Genomic DNA, 19,776 nt, shown 5'->3' on the forward strand with positions numbered 1-19,776 from the left:
GGTTGCGTGTCACTTCTTCCGGTCCCGCGTCCGGGCCGACGTAGGTGTCACGCAGGTGCCGCAGCGCGGCACGCTGTGCCTCGGTGAGGTTCACTTCCCGACCTGCTTCCGGACGAGTTCCTGGAGCCGCTGCTTGTCGCCCTTGGACGCGACGACATGAAGCGTGACCCGTGGTCTGGTGACGGCGACGTAGAACCCGGCGAGCCCGAGCTCGTCATAATCCTCGGGCAGGTCGCAGACGATCACATGCTCCGCCTCCAACCCCTTCGCGAAGCGCGGGCTGGTCACGGTGAAACCTGCGGCGCTCGCAACGGGAGCAGCGTCGGACGTGGCTCTGATGATCCAGATGCTTTCGCGACGGACACCGTCGTCGACGAGCTGACGTGCAACGCTCTCCGCGGCGGCTACATCGGCCTCCGCGTCGGCCCATCTCCAGTGCACTCGCTCACCATTGACGATCCCCGGGTCTCCGATGTCGGCCCCCAGGTACTCCTGGACCACGTGGACGATCGCCTTCGTGTTGCGGACATTGCGGTTGAGGTCGAGGAGCAACGCCTCGTCGGACACGAGTTCGTAGACGTCCTGGTCGAAGGAGCCGTCCACGTGTGCCTGGTTGTTGGGGTCGAGGAACATCCGCCACCGACCTTTCGCCCGCCCTCCCTTGATGACGGCGTCCAGCGCGTCCATTCCCTTGGCGTTCATGAGGTCTTGTGCCTCGTCGACGAGAACGACGTCGTACTTCTTCTCTCCGTCGAGTTCGGAGAAGGGACGTAGGTCGATCTCACGGCCTGTGATCCGCGGCGAGAAGAAGCCGACCAACGCCGGCGAGTGGAAGGTGATCAGAACGGATCTGCCCTCGCCGGCCTCTTGTTTCGCGGCTTCGGCAAGCACGAGGGACTTCCCGGTACCGGCGCCTCCGACCACCATCATTCGCTGATTGCGTGAGAGTGCGGCCAGCACACGCGCCTGGTCGTCCGTCGCGCGGTTCTGCTCCTCGATCACAGCCCCGCGCTGAGCATCGACGACCGGCATCCGGGTGAACTCACCGAAGAGACGTGCCCGTAAGAGATCTGTACGCGCGATCTTCACCCCATGCGGCGGCGTTCTCGTCCCGTCGGCAACGGCCTTGAGGGCTGCGGTCATGGCAGCGACGCTCATCTCCTCCTTGGCCCACCAGTGGCTGCCCTTCCACTCGACCGTCGGAGGAGGGGCGTCGATGTCAGGCGTGATGACGACTGCCTCGCTCGCGTACCAACCGATGCCATCTTCGTTGAAGATCGCTCGTAGCGCGTGCATGGCCGACTGGGCCTGCCGCATCGGGGATTCACGGAGCCTCTTCCAGTCGCCTCGTCGGTCGACGGTGTACCAGAGGCCGTCGTGCTTGCTCACGCCTCCGCCCTTGACCTCGACCAGGATGACGACGTTCTCCCACAGGACGACGAAGTCAGCCTCCGCCTGTTGCTTGGTCCCGTGGGTTCGGAGCGACACCGAGTGGAATGCGACGGCTCCTTCTGGTCCCTCGATCGCATTCAGCACACGTGCGACCCGGCGTTCGGCACTGCTCGTCGCTGTCGCCTCGATGTCCGCGAGGTCCGGAACAAGAATCATGCGCGGTGCTCCCGCCAGAGTTGTTCGTACTCCCGGTAGCCGAGGAAGTCGTTGACTGCACCGAAGTTGTCGGCGATGTCCACGATCAGGCACTCCTCCTTGCCGCCGTTCTCCGGACCGCGAAGACCACGACCGGCCATCTGGATGTAGGCGCTCGGGCTGAACGTCGGGCGCGCGATGTAAAGAGCACGGACACCAGGAGCGTCGAATCCCTGGATCAACAGGTCGCAGTTCGCGAGCACGCGGATCTCTCCCGATTTGAACTGCTCGATGACATCCCGACGTTCCTGCCGACCGGTCTGTCCGCTCACTGCGGCGGCCTCGACCTTGCGGTAACGCAGGGTCGCCGCGAGCACCTGGGCCGACAGCACGTTCGGGGTGAAGACGAGGATCGGCCATTCCGGATCCTGCTGCATGATGTGGTCCACGAGGACCGCCATACGTGCTTGGTCTCGACCGATGCGATCGAGGACCTGTGGTTCGAGCTTGCGCTGAGTCCGGACGTTGGCCTCCTCGCCGGGGTCCAGAACGATGTCGATCCCCGGAAGCACCTCGTGCCGGACGCGAGCAAGCACACCCATCCGGGACAGTTTCCGGTAGGCCTCGCCCCCTTCAAAGGCCTTGATCATGCGACGTCCGAAGCGCGCAGCCAACTCCTTCGTCTGAGCGTCGTTTCCCATGGAACCTTTGAACGGCGTCGCGGAGAGGCCGACGAGAGGCCGCTCCCAACTGCGCCCGTCCACACCCAGCCATCTGAGGATTTTCGTGTATCTGGAAGAGCTCCCCGCTCGATGGGCCTCGTCGACGATCACCGCGGACGCGTTGCTCAGCCACGCATATTCCGGGCGATCGATGACCTTGACCAGCTTCGCATCCGTGGCGACGACGACACCGAACTGCGTGTCGGGCTCATGCACCGAATTGTTCTCCCAAAGCCGACCGACCGTCAGCGGGCGTTCGTCAGCCAGGCCGCGCCACACCATGCTGAACGTCTGCACCGCCTGCTCGCAGAGCTCGGCGGACTGCGCGATCCAGAGCACGGGTCCGCTCAGGGCACCGTCGATGAACAGCCGCAGCACCGTCTCTGTCGCCACGCGAGTCTTCCCTGCACCTGTAGGGAGCTCGACCATGGCCTTGAGCGAGTTGCCGTTCGGCTCCTTGAGGATCAGGACGTCCCTCAGGCGGGTACTGAGGTCTTGCTGGAAATCGTGCAGGGGGTTCAGCTTGACGGCTCCAGGAATGACGAACTCGTCATCCTGACGCTCGTTCCGTTGACCGGCGTACTCGGCACCGAACCCCATCTTCCGAAGCCACGTGATAGTCGGCGCCCCGCCGGCCCACGTCGTGGGAACGTCCGTGTATCCCTCGCCGCGGAACTGGTCGGCGAGCAATCGGATCGAATCGCTTCTGTAGACAGTGAGAAAGAGTTCCGCGACAGACGTCGCGTTGTTCACCAGGCCTTGTCTCTCAAGTGCCGACCAGAGGCCCTTGGGCAACGCCTCCCGGAGGGTGTCGTCCCCGAAGAACACCTCCAGACGCTCCTCGTCGGTGAGGGCCGCCTTGGCGGCTTGGCGCTGCTCCTCAAGACGCTGGTCCAGCCCTGCTTTGAGTACTTCGCTCAGCTGGGCGTTGTCCAACCCCAGACCGAATGCCTGGTTGATGACCTCCAGGACTTCCCGCTCTCCGAGGTCTGCCCGCACGATCAACGCATGTCCGTCGAGATACCTGTCGAGCGACTGGTCCTCCACACCGTCCTCGGTGGTCACGCGCTTGGCTATGTGCACAGCCCTCGCCACCGTGGCGCTCAAGACCTTGTCCGCCGTGTAGGTCGAGCGAAGTCCGGTGTACAGGTCAATGATGCGTTCGCCGTCCTGTTGCCCCTCGATCAACATGGAGAAGGAGAAGCTGTCCTCGAACCTACGGCATCCCACGACCTCGACCAGAGCGGCGACCTCGTCACTGTTCGCCCTCAGGTAGGGCTTCTGCCGAGACGCCAGGAAGCGCTGCTCCTCGTCGGTGGTCGCGATGTAGACCGTGTCCGGCCGCCGTGATTCGACCCCCTGCCCGATACGGGCCGGGATCCGTGACGGATGCCCTTGCGAGAACACGAGTCTGCTCGCGGCGATGACGAACGTCGTCAAGGTGCGGTCCTTGACGCGTGGCGGGAAGAGCTCCGCCTCCAGAGCTTCCCGCAGCACATCCGACGGCACCTGAGCCAGCTCACGAGGCAGGTTCAGCTTGTGCTCGACATTTCGGGGCCCTCGGTACAGCGGCAGCAGGTCCTCGTACTCGACCATGGCTGCCGACACGATCTTCTGTGGAGATCTGCGGCCCCGGGTCGAGGGAAGCACGCCTGCTCGGTCGACCGCCCATCGAAGCGGTGAGGTCACCCGGTAGGTCTGACGGGAATCGAGGTCCTCGACGGTCCAGGATTCATCCTCGAACCCCAACAGCTGCGTCGTCCATCTCTCTCGCAGCTGATCGGGCGCGGCTGCGTCCCGGAGCATGAAAAGGACCGAGAACGGACCAGGGCCCGCGTGCTCGACGAACTCGATGCGCTCGATCTCTCGTTCACCCGGCCCCCGCCTGGTGTTGAGGAAGTCCCTCACCCACCGGCAGTAGTCCCCGAAGAAGACCTCGTCCTCGGTGGGATACTCCTTTACTGGATCGTGGACGACGCCGACTGCGTGAGCCACCTGTGGGACGCATCGGGATCGGTCCAGCAGGCGCCCGCCGAACTCATCCCCGAGTCCGTCCATGTCCACTACCTGGCTCGGCCACGACCACTTACCGTCAAGGGTAGGTACCTTGATGTGCCCCGACGTGTCCTTCGACAACATCCTCGCGGCCTCTGACGGCGAAACGTTGAGGACCGCATCCCAGAACCTGGTCAGGGCCTCGTCATCGGAGTCCACAGAGAGCTTGTTGAGACGTGCTCGCAGGATGGCGAGGGGATCCAGGTCGCGGAACCCCTGACCGCGTAGACGCTCGTCGATCTTCGGAATTGCGAGAAAGTCTTCGGCAACGAACCGTGCGCCCTCGATGTCGACGTCGTCGACCCGCCTCAGGAAGACGTTGCTCCGGTCCTCCAAGGCGCACAAACCATCCGTGGTCGGGATCACCCGTGCGGTCCGAATCCCCTCGATGGCCAGGTGATCGACGACAAAGGTGAAGGCTCTCGCTGCCGAACCGGGATCCGTGCCCTCGGCCCACTCGCGCAACCACGTGAGAATGCCGCGCTTCGGCATTGCCTCAAGAGCTCGCTTCTCGTCCCGAGCGTTGATCTCCAACTTCTCGGCAACGCTGAAGACGCAGAGCTGCCGTAGACGGGCGATTCTCTGCTGGATGGCATAGCAGCGCCAATGCGGGACGTCGTCGCCCGTGTTCGGGGAATTGATCCAGTTCCTATGGTCCTGCTCCGAGACACCGCTGACCATGAAGTCGAGCGGGCGAAGCTCTCCAGCGATCCTCAGCCTGCCTGTCGCGTCTGGAACGATCTCGCGCTGCGCCGCGATTCTCGGCACATGCGCGGAGAGAATGTCGTCACCGAACGAAAGCGCCTCACGACCACGCGCAGGCATGTACTCAAGGTGGGCGGCAGGGTCGTCACTCGACGCAACCTTGGGAAGCATCTCTACGAACATCTCGGAGAGAGTCTTCAGGATCTCTCGGTTGTAGGTGTTCTCGAGCAGCGTCGTCCGGTCGTCGTTGACGCTCCAAGGAGCATTGAACAGCGCCGAGGCAGTGGTCTTGTCCTGCAAAGGGAAGTATGACCAGAACTCGCCGGTCTTGAGCCGAGCCTGGCGGGACGGCATCGCGACCGTGACCTTGACCTGATCCCGTGAAACCGCCCCTCCGACCTCGATCCGAGCCTCATGGGACGGAGAGTGCATCAGATGCTCCACGACCCACTCGTCGCCGGACCCGTCCGGGCGCTCAATCCTGAAGCTACCGTCGCCGAGGTCTCTCGACATGTGGCTAGTGCTGTAGGACTCCTCCTCGGACCCGATGACACGAAGCCGCACTTCGCGTACCTCGGTGACGAACAGGAGGAACTCCGACCGGAACTTGCGGATCTCATCATTTAAACGTTCCAAGTTGACAGCTCGTGGCAGCTTGACAACCGTGGTCGCCCACTCGGCCAACTCGGCGAGCACGGGGTCTTCCTCGAACGCCGCCTCAGCATCGATCAGAGTGGCGGTCCGCAGCGCAGGGAGCCTCGTCACAGGCGCTCGGACAGCATTGATCGCCGCCTTTGCCTTGTCCGAGTTGAACTCGAAGGACACCGATCGGCTGTATACCTGGGGAGCATCAGTCACCGCCAGGACCGACTTGAAGCCCAGACCGAAGCGCCCGATCTCGTCACCGCGCTTGCCGCTGAGGTGAGCGTGTGCGATTGACGTCAAGCCGCTCTTCGAGAACGGACGTCCGGCATTGGCGCAGTACAGCGTGGCGGATCGCATGTCGAGGACGATCTCCACCCGCCCTGCACCGAAATGATCCGAAGACCCGCCGGACATTGCGTCCGCCGCGTTCTGCACCAGCTCAAGGAGCGTGCGGTTGGCGTACCCACCGACCCGGATCGACTCTTCGTGGTTCGCATGCTCGGTGATGAGGTTGGGATTTGCCTGGTACGACGCGATCGCTCGATCGAACTGTTTCTCGACTTCTTGTATGAGTCCGACATCCGGTGTCCAGTCCTGCCGCCTCGCCATTACGACCTCATGCCTCTCTCGCCTGGCCTTGAAAGGCTGCCGCCACCCGCGGCATCACCAAATACGCTTGGCACACCCACTGCCGCATTTGCGCCGCATCGCACATAAAGCGGTCAGATCAGACCTATGACCGCGAGGGGGTGTCACCGACATCACCGGCGCAATGATAGACCCGACTACCTCTGTGCTGGCAAACACGAAAAATCCTCCCGTTCTGGTGCCAGCAATCAGGCGTCCTAGGCGCACGCCGCCCACTACTGTCGACGACGCCTATCTCCGGGGTTCTCGGTGCACCTACGCCCATCGGCCGCGTGAACCTCCTGACTGCTTTGGGCACAGCCCCCGCGCTACCGACCAAGGCCGATGCTTGCTCAGGGCAGGATGCAAAGGGCAAGCGGGATGCTTACAGAAGCGATCCAGGGCAAAACTTCACAGACGACCCCACATTGCCGCCCTTCGCGGGCAGCCCTGCGCCACTGATGCCGACTCTCAGATGTACACAAAACAGCCAGGCCCTGACTGAGCGGAGATCAAATCAATCGCCGGTTGTCATGCATTGCCTCATTAGCCTGCACGCTGCAATACTTCCGAAGGCATTGTTGATTCTGCTTATATTGCGCCGAAGGCAGCAAGTAGGATCAAGAAACATGCCTTCACTGCAGCTCACGCGACTCGTCTTACGGACAATCAAGCGACGGACGGCAATGGCGGGGGCGCTCCCGTGGACATCATTCCGCAACCGCAGGCAGCATTTCCGCCCAACAATCCCTGCCAAAAATCCCAAGGCGTACAGCTCTGTCAGCAGGAATCACTCCCCGACGCCATAGCGAGGCGTGACGGGGAAAGAAGCCTCGTCATGGCGCGCCTGAACGTAATAGCCGCCCTGAATCAGAGCCGCAGGGCGGGTGTCCTCAAGCGGGCGAGGCACTACGCGCACACTGATCCACTCGCTCTGTCGGGGAATCGCAAGTTCGAGAGCGCGTGCAATCGCGGGATGGCCGTCGCGGTAGCCGAGAATGATGATTCCCTGGTCGGCCAGCGCCAGTCTCGCATCGCGTACGCGTTTCGGGCCGTCGTGCTGTTGCGCTACCGTCGTCACAGTGCGCCTGTAGATGATTCTGCCCTGCACGAGACGGAAAAGCTGATTGACACGTTCCTGCTTGGACAGGGCGGGATCGAAGATCGCGCGCAGGACGGTCGACGGCAGCCGCAGCAGCTGATTCTCCGGAAGCTTTCCCTTGCGCACCAACCATCGAACACGAGAACGGCCGATCGCGCTGATGGTCTTCTTGCCGTCCTGGTTCGACGACGCATTGAGAATCTCCGGCGTCACATGTACGAGTCCGACCGAAAATTCTGCTGTCTTGTCGGAGGCGTGCATGAGTAAACAGATGTGACCTACCGCCTCGCGAGGAATCTCCTGCCCCAAGAGCGAGCGCATCGAAAATTTGGCATCCACGTCATATCCAGCGACGGAATAGTCCATCTTCCGCCCACGGTCGAGGTGAAACTCGTCCTGACAGATGATCTCAACTTTGGTGCCCAAATACGTTCTTTCCGTCTTCGCCACCACGCCGTCGGCGTAGATGTCGAACCGCGCAGTGCGCTGCCCGTCGAGGACTTCGTCGATCGCTTGACGGAAGATCTGACCGAAGCGCTCCTCCATCTTCGACTGGCTGCGGAACCAAGACTCCACCGCGTCAAGTGCCTGGTCGTCCCCAGCGCCGGCTGCGGCTTCTCCTCGCGCAGGCTTGGGCTCTGGGAACTGGAGATCAAGAGTGTCGGCCACAGGCGGAGTCTAGGGGTTTTCTCAGAAGCTCTGTAGACCTGATCTCCACGGTCTCGAACAGACAATTCACCGTTCAGTGGAGCGCGTCTTGTCCGCTCAAGGGCCGGCCGATCGTCGCTCCTCCCTCAGTATCCAAGGCGAGGACTCGAGGCAGGCTCCCTTCCATGGATCGAAGCATGACGCCCCAGATCGATGTGGCTGCACGGAAGTACAGCACACCGCCAGCGACGTTCACTCGAGGAGGATCTCCTCAGGACGTCGATTGGTGATCGTTGTGGCTGTGCTCGCCATGATGTGGTCGAGGCATGCCAGCAGGTCACCACCGTGGTCGTCGCGGGCGATGGCACGCAGTTCCCTGATCAAATCCATGCCGTTGATCAGGACGATCGGGTATTGGTCTTCGACCATCTCCACTTGGGCGGGTTCAGAATACGAGCCTGTGGTGACGTAGACGCCGATCCAGCCGCGGCGCAGTCTTGCCACCACTCTGGCAATCTGTTCTGCAGAGACCAGGCTGTCGGGTTTGATGCATTTGGCCTGCCCAAGCACAACCAAGCTGGTGCCGGCGAGTCCGCTGCCCAGGTCGAGGCGACCGACGAAATCGGCGCCACCGTCGCCAGATCGACGGGTGAGCCAGCCGTCGGTGTAGCGCTGGCCAGAACCTCGTAGTACACGAGCAGCCACGGTGGCTGCCACGGCTTCGAAATCATGTTTGTTGCCGTCGAAGCGCTTGCAGACCGCCTCGAGGTCTGTAGCCTCCGGGCTGCCCGCGACTGGCCTCTGATCCTTGACCTTGATGATCCGAGCCTTGGCAACGCGGCGTCGGAGTCGCGGTAGCGCTGAGTTGCCGTCCTTGACCCACGCCCGCCATGCACGTGGAGCTGCCGTAAGGACCTGAGCTGCAGTCAGCGATGCGTCTCGCCGGGCGTGTATCCAGTCCCAGGACACCGCATCGCCCTCGTCCGTGAGATCGATCAGCGCGATGTCGTAGACGTAGTTGGTGAAGGTCGTGTGCTTCGGCCCTCCCCACTGCACCACTCGCTCTGCGCGCTCCACCAGACCGAGCCCGCAGAACTCCACATATCCCTTTGGCCGGCCGTTGCGCGACACAGCCCGGAACAACAACAGCGGTGTTGCCGCTGCGCGCTCTGCCGGCGTCGCAGCCTGATGACCGTTGAACGCTTCCAGTAGCGCAGCGTTGCCTGTAGTTGTTCCGGGAGCGGCCTTCTGCCCTGCTTTCTGATCGCCGAAGTATCGGACGTGCCCATGGTCCATGTCGAACACGTCATGCCAGGGAGTCTCCGTAGAGCCTGCCTTCCACGGGCTTGACCGAATCAAGATTGCGGGCCTCCGTGTTCTGTCAGGCCCGACGACCTTGGCCATCCCGTTGATGCCCGCTTCCAGCAATGCACGCGGTAAACCAGGCGAATGGGTAACATGGTGAAAATTGTCGTAGTCGTCCAACACTGCTGGTACGGGGTTCTTGCCGCTGGCGTACCGGAACACCTGCCCCACACGCATTCGCCCGCCGACCATAGCGTTCCTCCACATGTGTCTGAGCTCAAGACAGTGCTACGTGCGCTGGCAGAGCCGCCTCGATCCTGTCGGCTTCAACCGTATTGAGAGGCAGCAATTGTCAAAGTACACCCCATAAGTCAGGCATATTCCACTTCCGCCAGGGCGGCGCTGTCGATGCCCTTCGACTCAGAAGCTTCTGCAGACCTCCAGGTCCTGAGGCTCTGCAGCAGGTCATCGCCTGGGGGATTCCAACCGAATGCAGCACAAAGGATGTGCATGGCCAATCGAGGAGGGACAGCATTTCCGATCTGCTGGCTCACGTCCCCGCCGGACCACGGATAGTCGACGGGGAAGGTCTGAAGACAGCCAGCTTCTGCGAGGGAGAAGCGTTCCAGTTCAGCACCGTCCAAGGAGACGACACGGTTGCGGGAGATTTTTCCAGTTACCGTGGCCGAGGGCTCCCAGGAGGCGCGTCGACCGCGAGCTTTAGGGTCACCGCCAGTGCCATAGTTAGAGATCACTTGGAACTTCTGCTGTCGATCAAGCACCTCTCCCATGGTCCTCCATGGGAGAAGTTTCTGATCCCCGGCCTCGCGCGGAACTCCCTTGCGGTATGGCCGATGCGTAGGCCGGGGCAGAGTCACCTCTTCATCGCCCTTGCGCGCGATCAGTACTGCCCTCTTACGCGTCTGTGGAACGCCGAATTCCTCCGTACGCAGGATGCCGCAGTCCACGGAATAACCTTCGCCCTGCAAGGCCGCTGCATAGGCTTCCCATACCGGGAGCACGGCCGGAACCTGCTCGAGAACGATCGCCCGATAAGGAGTGTTCTTGTCGTCGATCGCTTCAAGTGCCCAGCGGAGAGGTTCCAGGACCAGGCCGGTGCGCTCGTCCTCCAGCTTGGCGAGATCTCGATCGATCTCTTCCCGATCTTCCCGGGCGACCATACGCTTGACAAAGCGCAGTACTTCATCGAGTGCCCGGCGGCCGGCTCCGGTGCCGGCGACAGTGAAGGTCTGACACGGTGGGCCCCCCGCCAGTACGTCCGCTTCAGGGAAGTCGGAAGGGCCGTAGCCACGCACGTCGCCTTCCACCGTGTCCAAGCCGGCAGCCCGGCGCGTCTTACAAGCCGAGGCGTCCCATTCCACACCCACCGTCGTGACACCAAGCTTCTCCGCTGCCACGTCGAGCCCACCAGGACCGGCGAACAAGTCAACAATCTTGACAGGGTGCACTTGGTCTCCAAGGGTGTGTCGTGCGGGACGATGCTGCCACAGGTGCCATGGTCGGTTGGCACCAGAGGCAGCAAGCTGGCCGATGCGCACACAGCGTACTGGCGGCCCCCGACAGTATGAGGGGCAGAGACGGCGCACTCTGAACCTGACCAGCTTGAAGGCTCCGCTCCCGGCACTGCTCCGAAGACGCCGAGTCTCGGTCGCCGAGGGCATCAGTGGCGTCAGGGGTTGCGGACGGGAGATACCGTTGTCCCGTGGCCTCCATGCCTTCTCCCAGTTCGGCCGGCGTGTCGGCGCGGATGAGCAAGCAGCGTCGCAGGGACACCGCGCCTGAGACCTCCGTGCGGAAGCTACTGCACGCCCGTGGGCTGCGGTACCGAGTGGCCTGGCCAATACCTGGCATGAAGCGCCGAACGGTCGACATAGCTTTCACACGGGCGAAGGTCGCGGTGTTCATAGACGGGTGTTTCTGGCACTCCTGCCCTGAGCACGCCACACGTCCTGCTGCGAACGACACATGGTGGGCAGAGAAGCTGGCGAAGAATATCGCCCGAGACGTTGCCACGAACGAGCACCTGAATCAGGCAGGGTGGCGGGTCATTCGTATATGGGAGCACGAGGATCCGTCGGAAGCAGCAGATCGCATCGTCGAGGAAGTCATGCGGCCCGGGCGCACAGTCCAGACATGACCGCGGGCATGAACCACACGCTCGCTCAGCACCGGTCACCGCTCAGCTCCCGGTGGCAGATCTTGGACTGGGCCCGGCAAGCGCCGCTTGTCCTGGCCGACATGAGCAGCTGCCACACCTACGCACGTATGGTGGGCGACTTTGCCAGTGATTGGCACCACCGGGGCCTGGCGCTACATCTGCCAAGCCGTCAATCTCCTCAGCACCCTGGCGACGACGTATACGCCGTCGTAGAGAACGCCGGCTGATCTACACCACTCGACGGAATCGACATCCTCATCGACCGCGTTGCAGACGAACGGCCGCACCACAGCGACAAGCATGAACGTCCAGCCGATCTGAGATCCCCAGGCCGCAGCAAAGGGGCGCTCCCCGTGCGACGCTGAACCGGCAAAGCAGGTGCGCCGGTACTGCGAATGCATGACTGACCGACCTTGAATCAAAGACTAACTGACTTGGATAGGCCGGATGCCGTATACGGTGCTTAGTACCTACACATGTCACGGGGCCCGCTACCTGCACGAACGCCTTGATGATTAATTTGATGCGGACGTGGGCCGATCGCCTCCCCATAACAGGGTGGCACCGAGCAAGTCAGCTCGCGACCTACGCCGCCAAGCGGACCGCGCGCCAGAAGCTCGACCAACTGATGTCCGCAGCACAGGTGCCGGTCTTCCTGCTGGATGAGCATCAGGTGGTACAGCCGGGCAAGCTCGGCACCGTGGAGAGCATTGAGCGCTACGACCGCCACGTGGAAGATCAGCAGCCCGCTCTTGTCCGCGGCCACCACAGTTCACCTACGCAAACGCCCCGAAGCTGTCAATGCCTCGGGGCATTTGCGTAGGGGACAACACCAACGACCACGTCACCACATGAGCGAGCCCCGCCTATCGGGATCGAGCCCTGCCCTTCTCAACGCAAAGCGTGTGTAGCGAGAGAACTGACAAGCCGGACACGGCCCCAGATGCCGGGCTCGGGCCTCATCAACGGTCATCTCAATCGCAAGGTCAGCTCGGCGCAGCAGGTTGCAGCGGTAGCCAGGAGCGGCGTGGTAGCGGGCAGGTGAGCCTCGGGTTCCGGAAACCCAAACGGGAAGTCCGCCTAGGACCTCGTCGCGGCGAAGGGTATCTATCCAAGTACCGAACGAACTAATTAACTCCTGACGGGTCCGATTATTCATATTCCCTCCAAGATCTATACCTATACCCGGTATTGGTATGCTACGCTTGCGCTGGGGCAAGAGTCAACTCTCCGTTGGTGATCGCATGCTATGTGTGCTCTGAACAGCAGTGATGCTCCCGCCGCTAGAACGGGAGCATCACACTTGTAGGCATCGCCTCTTGCAGCGGCTTGTGTTGTCCGCAGCTGGCGGTGACGCGGGACATGCACGGGATGATCATGCGACCGGCGAGGGCCGCTTAGCGTGTTCTTGCTGGTCATCCCTAACGGAGAACCAATACTGCCCGCGCTCTCCTAAAGCGGGTGCCGCAGGTTCGAATCCCCGGGGGCACTCACCTGAACAGGCATTTCAGCCACCGACCTGCGGTTTCACGGCCGCAGGTCTTTTGCTCGGTGGACCTTGATAGGCAGCCGACGGGGGTCTGGCCTGGGGAAACGTCGCCAAGATCATCCCGCATATGTCCCCTGATCATAGGCCGGCACCACGAGCGACCTGCGCATCACCACCCTGATCGCCCACTGGGACGGCGCTTCCTGGAAGATCGTCCCGAGCCCGAACGTGGGCGACGAGAACACGCCCGACCATCTGACTGCGGTCGCCGCCGCCGGGCCGGACGACGTGTGGGCGGTCGGCTATGCCCACCAGAACGCCGTGAGCAGGCCCATCGCCCAGCGCTGGGACGGCCGCTCGTGGACGCCGGCGCCGCTGCCCTCCCCGGGAGCAGGTCACAGCGTGCTATCGGGGGTGGCCGCGCGGAGTTCCGACGATGTATGGGCGGTCGGGTACGCGCCCAGCCGCACCGCTGGCCACGAGATCGAGCCGTACGCCGTGCACTTCGACGGCCACTCATGGACCCGCGTGGACACCCCGAACGGGGGCGCCATCGGCACCTGGCTGACCGATGTGGCGGTCGGCCCGTCCGGCCAGGTCTACGCCACCGGCGCCTGGCGCTGGCGCACCTGGTCAGGCGGCCTGACCGCCAAGGCCGCGGTCATGCGCTACGACGGCAGCCAATGGAACTACGTCAACGTGCCCTCGTTCGACAGCGAGGGCACCAGCGTGAGTGACGTCGCCATCGCCCCGGACGGCGAGGTATGGCTGACCGGCTCTAGCCATACCGGCGAGAATTTCGCTCGCCTGTCGGGCGGCACGTGGCAGCTCATCGCGGGCGCGGACCCGGCGGTCTGGGCGGGGCCTGCTCATGAAGGGCTGACGATCGTCGGAGACCGGGTCTGGATGGTCGGCTCTTATGTGCCTTCGAACGACAACCTCAACTCGCGCACCTACGCCGAACGATCACCGGTGCTCCCCTGAATTCTCCTGTGACCCATGTCGGATTCTCCCGCGCCATCCGCACCACCAACGTCTTGACCAGCCGGCGGATGCGGGGCCGTCCCGGGGCCCCTCCGTGATGGTCCGCTTTCGCGCCACGAGGTTGCGATGCCGTCGTGAGATCGTCGGCATCCGCCCCGTGATCGAGGTCTTCACCCTCGACCAGGCCCGCCGACGTCGACGATCTCAAAGATGGGGCAGCCCGGAACAGGCCCGCACCGAACCGAGCGGACGCCGGCTTAGGCAAGGGTGGTTTTGTCGGTGACATGTGACAGCGTTTGCCGGTCTACTGCGACAGCGATCGTTTCCGCTGGAAGGCGACGTCGCTGAGAAGTAACAGCGCTCGAGGCTTGCGGTGGAAGCATTGATGTGCTTTGCGGGATGAGGTGGCGCTGGTGCAGCCCAAGTCGCGAACCAAGACGTCGGGGTGGAGGGGATCACGAGCCGCGGGGGTCGGGGAAGCCGATCCAGCGCAGCAGGATCATCCGGGCGTCGGCGGGTGCGGCGTCGCGGTCGGTGCCGAAGCGGTGCACCAGCTTGAGGTACTCCTCATGGAATTCCTTGAGCCGTGCCTTGGTCATGAAGGTGCTGGCGCGGGAGCCCTGCTGCCAGTCGCCGTCCTCGTCCCGGTTGTGGGCGAAGGCTGACAGCAGCCGTAGATCCTCGGCGAGTTTGGAGTCGCCCAGTCGCTCAGCGAGGTCTTGTTCGGCGTCGGTCAGTTCTTCGCGGGCGGGCATCCGCCGGTCGGCTTTGACGACGTCCCACCAGCGTTCCCGCCCTTTGGCGCGGTCGCGCAGCTCGGTCACGAAACCGGTGTCGGACAGCATCCGCAGGTGGTAGCTGGTCGTCCCGGTGTTCTGGCCCATGGCTTTGGCCAGCGTGGTGGAGGTGGCCGGACCGTGATTGGCGAGGTGCCTGAGGATCTCTCGCCGCAGCGGGCTGGCGAGTGCCTTCATCGCCGCCGGGGTGTGCATGACCGGGTCGGTTGACATTTGACCAGCTTAGCCGTCCCGAGACCAGGTGCAGAAAACTTCCTGCAGAGAAAAACTTGCAGAAGAAATTCTGCAACGTTACAGTCAGGGGCCCATGAACTGGAAACGAATCGCCGGGCTGTCCTTCGTCGCCGCACCACTGCTGGTCCTGGTCGGCTGGGCTTTGATGCGCCTGGGCGGTACCGGTGGCCGGGAACCCGGCTGGACTCTGGCCCACATCGCCTGGGCCGTCAACAGCGTCATGTACGCGATCGTCTGCGTCGAGCTGTATCGACGCGCCAAGGACACCGCCCCGGGAGGGCGGATGCTGGCAACCGGCTCGCTGATCGTCGGTGTCATCGGCGCGGGCTGCCTGCTCGCCCAGATGTTGATCGATCTGGTGGTGGGCTTCTCCACCGACAACCGCACCGGCATGCGGGCCCTGAGCGGCCAGATCCACGACCTGCCCGGGGTGCAGTTGGCCATCTACGACGTCGGGCCGGTGCTGCTGTTCCTGGCACTGATCGTGCAGGCGATACACCTCGCGACACAGGGCAGGGCCACCGCACTCTTCGCGACCCTGGTGACCGTGGCGGTACTCGTCAATGGCGCCGAGCTGCTGGTGGAGATCCCGTTGCGGCTGGCCCAGGCCGGATCGGCGCTGATTCTGTGGCTGGCGTTCCTGCCGGTAGGGCGTGAACTGCTGCGCCGCAGCTCATCCGACCCGAGCGGGGCGGCGACGACCGCCTGGCAAGCCCTCGCCGGGTGGTCACTCATCCTGGCGCCGGTGGGACAGATCGGCGGCTGGATCTTCATGAGGTTCGGCGGCAACGAAGGAGTCGAGCCACAGTCGACGATCGCACATTCGGTGTGGCTCATCGGTTTCGTGTTGCTGGCCATCGCCTGCGTCGAACTGTTTCGCCGGGTCCGAAGCCGCGGCGCCGGACAGATCCTCGCCAGGGTGAGCCTGGCGGTGGCGCTGATCAGCGTCACCGCCTCGATCGCCGAGATGCTCGTCGACCTGTATGTCCTATCCGCCACCGACAATCACGCGCAGTTGAAGGCCCTGGACCAGCAGATCCGAAGCATCCCGGGAGCCGAGCCGATCCTGTATGGATTCGGCACCCAGCTTGTCTACCTTGGGTTCCTGGCTCTGCTCATTCAGTTGGCCGTCCTGAAGCGAATCAGCACGACGACCCTGACACTCGTCCTGGCCACCCTGGCCCTGTTCATCGGCTACGAAGTGCTGGACGGACCTGGCCGCCAGGCCCTCATGCCGTTCGCGGTCCTGTGCATGTGGCTGGCCCTGGCGCCCTTGGGATGGCGACTGTTGAAGCCGGCGGCCCCGGCCGCTGACGCGATCACACCGTAACGGTTCACCGCTTGCGACGCTCTCCGCCGCCCCCTACCCGCGATAGGCCCGGGAGGCTGCTAGGCCCGCAGAATCGACGCCCAACCATGTCGCCCATGGACAGGCCGCCCGAAGGCCTTGCCCCGCCGGGCATCACCCCAGGCCGCATCGTCGACCGATCTCCCGTCGACGATGCGACGGCCGCGACCCGCGCCTGCGGGCTTGACTGGAGAGCAGCGAGGTCAACACCGGTACGTGCTGGGCATCGCGACATCACCCTCACCGCTGCCCCGCGCCGACAGCGTCCTCCAAGACACTGATCGCCTCCGACTGGATCATCGACTCCTGTGGCAGTGGGTCCAAGGGCGAGCGCCGCTACACCTGGGCCTGGATCGGCACCGCCGGCGGCACCGGGCACGAGAGCGCCATTTCGTCATCACATGATCGCACTAGGTGATTCTCGGACGTCCCTTGGTGCTGTTACTTCTCGCCGACCTTCCGTCCCCCGATCAGACTGCGCGCCGCGTCATCGAACGGGTGGCCATCGCCCGCTGCACCTCGACGAAGTTCGTGGTCCAGTAGCCGAAGGAGAGCACGAAGCCCAGGCCGAACACGATGCCGACGACCGACAGCACCGAGCTGCTGAATCCCGCCAGCTCGCTGCCCGGCCAGGAGTTGAGCTGCTCGGCGCCGCCGCCGACGGCCGTCCGCACCCTGTCGATCAGCCCGTTGACACCGCCGACGCGGTGCAGCCCGATGAGGGTGAGCGGCAGCAGCGCGGCGACGATGACGAAAAACTGCAGGACCTCGTTGTAGATGGCCGCCGAGAGCCCACCGAGGGTGATGTAGCTGAGGACGATGGCCGCCGCGAGCAGCAGCGCCACCCACAGCGGCCAGCCGAGCAGGCCGTTGACCACCGTGGCGGGCAGGAAGAGGTTGATCCCCGCGATGAGCACCTGGGCGAGCGCGAAGCTGATCGCGTTCACCAGGTGCGCGCCGGGCCCAAAGCTGCGGCGCATGAATTCGGGGACGCTGCGCACCTTGGACCCGTAGTAGAACGGCATCATCACGACGCCGAGGAACAGCATCGCGGGGACCGCGCCGATCCAGTAGTAGTGCATGGTCGGCATGCCGTACTCGGCGCCGTTGGCCGACATCCCGATGATCTCAACGGCGCCGAGGTTGGCCGAGATGAAGGCGAGCCCGGTGATCCAGGCGGGCAACGACCTCCCGGAGAGCAGGAAGTCGAGGCTGCTGGAGACTCTCCTGCGCGCGGCCACCCCGACCAGCAGGACCACCGCGAAGTAGACCAAGATCAGCACGTAGTCGACAGCACCGGCGCCGATTCTCACCGAGACTCTCCGGCTTTCAAGGCGGTCTTGAGGACGTCGATGGCCTGGGCCATGGCGGCGCTGGTGGCCTCAGTGGCGCGGACGGGGTTGAGCATCATGAAGTCGTGCAGCGTGCCGTTGTAGCGGACGCTGGAGGTGGGCACCCCGGCCGCGATCAGCTTGCGGGCGTAGGCCTCGCCCTCGTCACGCAGCACGTCGTTCTCGTCGACGATGATGAACGCGGGTGGCAGGCCCTCGAGGTCGGCCAGGGAGGCGCGCAGCGGCGAGGCGGTGATCTCGGCGCGCTGGGCGGGGTCGGTGGTGTAGGCGTCCCAGAACCAGGCCATCGCCTTGGCCGTCAGGTACGGCCCGTCGGCGAACTCGCGGTAGCTGTCGGTGTCCTGGCCGGCGTCGGTGACCGGGTAGTACAGGGACTGGTGCACGAAACGCACGTCACCGCGCTGCTTGGCCAGGATGGTCAGCGCCGCGGTCATGTTGCCTCCGACCGAGTCGCCCGCGACGGCCAGCCGGGAGGGGTCCAGCCCCTCCTCGGCGCCGGACTTCACGATCCACTGTGCGGTGGCGTAAGCCTGCTCGAGGGCCACCGGGTAGCGGGCCTCGGGCGAGCGGTCGTACTCGACGAAGACGACGGCCGCGCTCGCACCGACGGCGAGCTCGCGCACAAGCCGGTCGTGGGTGCCCGCGTTGCCGATGACCCAGCCGCCGCCGTGCACGTACAGGACGACGGGGAGCGTGCCCGTCGAGCCGACCGGCTTGACGATCCACACCCGCACGTTGCCGACCCCGGCGGGGACGACGATCCACTTTTCGTCCACGTCCGGCTTGGCGATCGGGGCGGCCTGCAGGTCGTCGAGGACCTTGCGGGCGCCCTCGGGGCCGAGCTCGTACAGGAACGGCGGCTTCGAGGTGGCCTGCGCCAGCTCCCAGGCGGCGGGCTCGAGGATGTGCTTGTTCATGATGTGCCTTCTTTCGCTATGGATCAGCTACGTGCTTCGCGCGGCACGTAGGCGAAGGTGGGGCCGGCACCGCCGGGCAGCGCCATCAGGGCCTGCGCCTGGGCCCTGAGCGTGAACATGGTGCGGGTGGCGTCCGTGAGCCGCTTCGGGTCGCCGTTGAATGCCTGCTCCAGCAGGGACAGCAGGGTGCTGTAGGTGATGTCGAACAGATCCTGCGCCGCCCGTACGGCACTGCCCTGCGCGGCGGGCCGCGGGTTGGGTGTCATCGGGAGCACGCCGTCCGGATCGACGCCGACCTCCTCGCCGGTCGGGCCGGTGTTCGGAGTGTCGCCCCGCTGGTAACGGCGGCCGAGCTTGAGCTCCTGGAAGCGGTAGTAGTGGGCGACCTCGTCCCGCTCGGGGTGGAGGACGTCCTGGTCACCGTCCCAGACCTCGCCGCGGGCGTTGCCTTCCCCCTGCTCGACGATCTCCCTCAGCGCGCCGAGCGCGGACTCCAGATCCTCGACGGCGAACAGCGATCCGGCAGTGTGACGGAAGCGGGCGCCGCTCACCTGCCGGGCCGGGTCGCCGCAGAAGACCGCCTTCTCGCCGAGCGTGTCGCACAAGTAGCGCAACCCCTGCTCGATCGCCGCGTAGAACTGCCCGATCGTCTCGTAGCCCTCGTCCTCCGGCGGCGCGCTCGGTGCCGCCGGCTGCTCCAGGCGCAGGAACATCTCCAGCGCCTCCGCGCCGAACGGCACCAGCGACACCTCCAGATCGCTGTGCGGCAGCTTGCGCGGGTGCGGCGGCAGCATCCCCGGCATGTCCAGGCGCGGCGTGCCGCCGACGGCGTTGAGCAGGTTCGCCGCCAGCGCCAGATGCAGCATCTCCTCCACGAAGACGCCGCTCACCACCTCCACCGCCGCCGCGTTACGCTCCGGATCCAGCGAGTACAGCGCCGTCAGGTACGGCGGCAGCGTCGCGTGCTCCAGCTCGATCGCCCACTGCAGGTGCTCGCGGAGGCTGCTGAGCGTGTCGATCCGAACCGGTCGTTCGTGGTTCATTCGTGTCATACCTCGGGTTGTCGGCATGGCGGATCGG

14 protein-coding genes are annotated in these 19,776 nt (G+C 64.3%); 4 read left to right on the forward strand and 10 right to left on the reverse strand.

Annotated elements, in window-relative coordinates; translation table 11 throughout:
* Positions 1–90: 90 nt before the first annotated feature.
* The 5 genes from AB0J64_RS16820 to AB0J64_RS16840 form a co-directional block, all read right to left on the reverse strand.
* Positions 91–1,608, reverse strand: coding sequence for an NERD domain-containing protein (locus AB0J64_RS16820; protein ID WP_364027250.1), 1,518 nt, complete (start codon positions 1,606–1,608; stop codon positions 91–93).
* Entirely contained in the window at positions 1,605–6,323 is a 4,719-nt protein-coding gene (locus tag AB0J64_RS16825; RefSeq protein ID WP_364027253.1) for a DEAD/DEAH box helicase family protein, read from the reverse strand. Before AB0J64_RS16825 ends, AB0J64_RS16820 begins: the two co-directional genes overlap by 4 nt.
* 808 nt (positions 6,324–7,131) lie before the next feature.
* The gene (locus tag AB0J64_RS16830) at positions 7,132–8,112 is read right to left on the reverse strand and encodes a NaeI family type II restriction endonuclease (protein WP_364027256.1); all 981 of its coding nucleotides are present in this window, start codon (positions 8,110–8,112) and stop codon (positions 7,132–7,134) included.
* 231 nt (positions 8,113–8,343) lie between these two features.
* On the reverse strand, positions 8,344–9,648 hold the full coding sequence (locus tag AB0J64_RS16835; RefSeq protein ID WP_364027259.1) for a restriction endonuclease: 1,305 nt from the start codon (positions 9,646–9,648) through the stop codon (positions 8,344–8,346).
* Between the two features lie 119 nt (positions 9,649–9,767).
* Positions 9,768–10,865 (reverse strand): DNA cytosine methyltransferase, encoded by a 1,098-nt coding sequence (locus AB0J64_RS16840; RefSeq protein WP_364027262.1) that lies wholly within the window; start codon positions 10,863–10,865, stop codon positions 9,768–9,770.
* Between the two features lie 263 nt (positions 10,866–11,128).
* On the opposite strand from AB0J64_RS16840, the gene AB0J64_RS16845 reads away from it, so the two are divergent.
* Complete coding sequence (locus tag AB0J64_RS16845) at positions 11,129–11,554, forward strand: very short patch repair endonuclease (RefSeq protein ID WP_364027482.1); 426 nt, start codon at positions 11,129–11,131, stop codon at positions 11,552–11,554.
* Between the two features lie 173 nt (positions 11,555–11,727).
* On the opposite strand, the gene AB0J64_RS16850 is transcribed toward AB0J64_RS16845, so the two are convergent.
* Complete coding sequence (locus tag AB0J64_RS16850) at positions 11,728–11,976, reverse strand: hypothetical protein (RefSeq protein ID WP_364027265.1); 249 nt, start codon at positions 11,974–11,976, stop codon at positions 11,728–11,730.
* A gap of 122 nt (positions 11,977–12,098) precedes the next feature.
* Here AB0J64_RS16850 and AB0J64_RS16855 point away from each other — a divergent pair, with 122 nt between their 5' ends.
* Positions 12,099–12,398, forward strand: a complete 300-nt coding sequence (locus tag AB0J64_RS16855; RefSeq protein ID WP_364027485.1) for a DNA/RNA helicase domain-containing protein — start codon at positions 12,099–12,101, stop codon at positions 12,396–12,398.
* 894 nt (positions 12,399–13,292) lie between these two features.
* The gene (locus tag AB0J64_RS16860) at positions 13,293–14,048 is read left to right on the forward strand and encodes a hypothetical protein (protein ID WP_364027268.1); all 756 of its coding nucleotides are present in this window, start codon (positions 13,293–13,295) and stop codon (positions 14,046–14,048) included.
* A 455-nt stretch (positions 14,049–14,503) separates the two neighbouring features.
* On the opposite strand, the gene AB0J64_RS16865 is transcribed toward AB0J64_RS16860, so the two are convergent.
* Positions 14,504–15,058 carry a helix-turn-helix domain-containing protein gene (locus AB0J64_RS16865; protein WP_364027271.1) on the reverse strand — a complete coding sequence of 185 codons (555 nt, stop codon included), beginning with the start codon at positions 15,056–15,058 and terminating at the stop codon, positions 14,504–14,506.
* Between the two features lie 94 nt (positions 15,059–15,152).
* Between AB0J64_RS16865 and AB0J64_RS16870 the strand changes: the two genes are divergently transcribed.
* On the forward strand, positions 15,153–16,409 hold the full coding sequence (locus AB0J64_RS16870) for a hypothetical protein (RefSeq protein WP_364027273.1): 1,257 nt from the start codon (positions 15,153–15,155) through the stop codon (positions 16,407–16,409).
* A 488-nt stretch (positions 16,410–16,897) separates the two neighbouring features.
* Here AB0J64_RS16870 and AB0J64_RS16875 read toward each other — a convergent pair whose 3' ends face one another.
* Genes AB0J64_RS16875 through AB0J64_RS16885 form a run of 3 tightly spaced genes read right to left on the reverse strand, consistent with a single transcriptional unit; the run spans position 16,898 to position 19,739 of the window.
* Complete coding sequence (locus AB0J64_RS16875) at positions 16,898–17,740, reverse strand: hypothetical protein (protein ID WP_364027276.1); 843 nt, start codon at positions 17,738–17,740, stop codon at positions 16,898–16,900.
* Complete coding sequence (locus AB0J64_RS16880) at positions 17,737–18,696, reverse strand: alpha/beta hydrolase (RefSeq protein ID WP_364027279.1); 960 nt, start codon at positions 18,694–18,696, stop codon at positions 17,737–17,739. The genes AB0J64_RS16875 and AB0J64_RS16880 overlap by 4 nt, the downstream gene beginning before the upstream one ends.
* Positions 18,697–18,719: 23 nt before the next feature.
* The gene (locus tag AB0J64_RS16885) at positions 18,720–19,739 is read right to left on the reverse strand and encodes a ferritin-like protein (protein WP_364027282.1); all 1,020 of its coding nucleotides are present in this window, start codon (positions 19,737–19,739) and stop codon (positions 18,720–18,722) included.
* Positions 19,740–19,776: the final 37 nt, after the last annotated feature.

The sequence above is a fragment of the Nonomuraea sp. NPDC049695 genome (assembly GCF_040674955.1).
GTDB lineage: Bacteria > Actinomycetota > Actinomycetes > Streptosporangiales > Streptosporangiaceae > Nonomuraea > Nonomuraea helvata.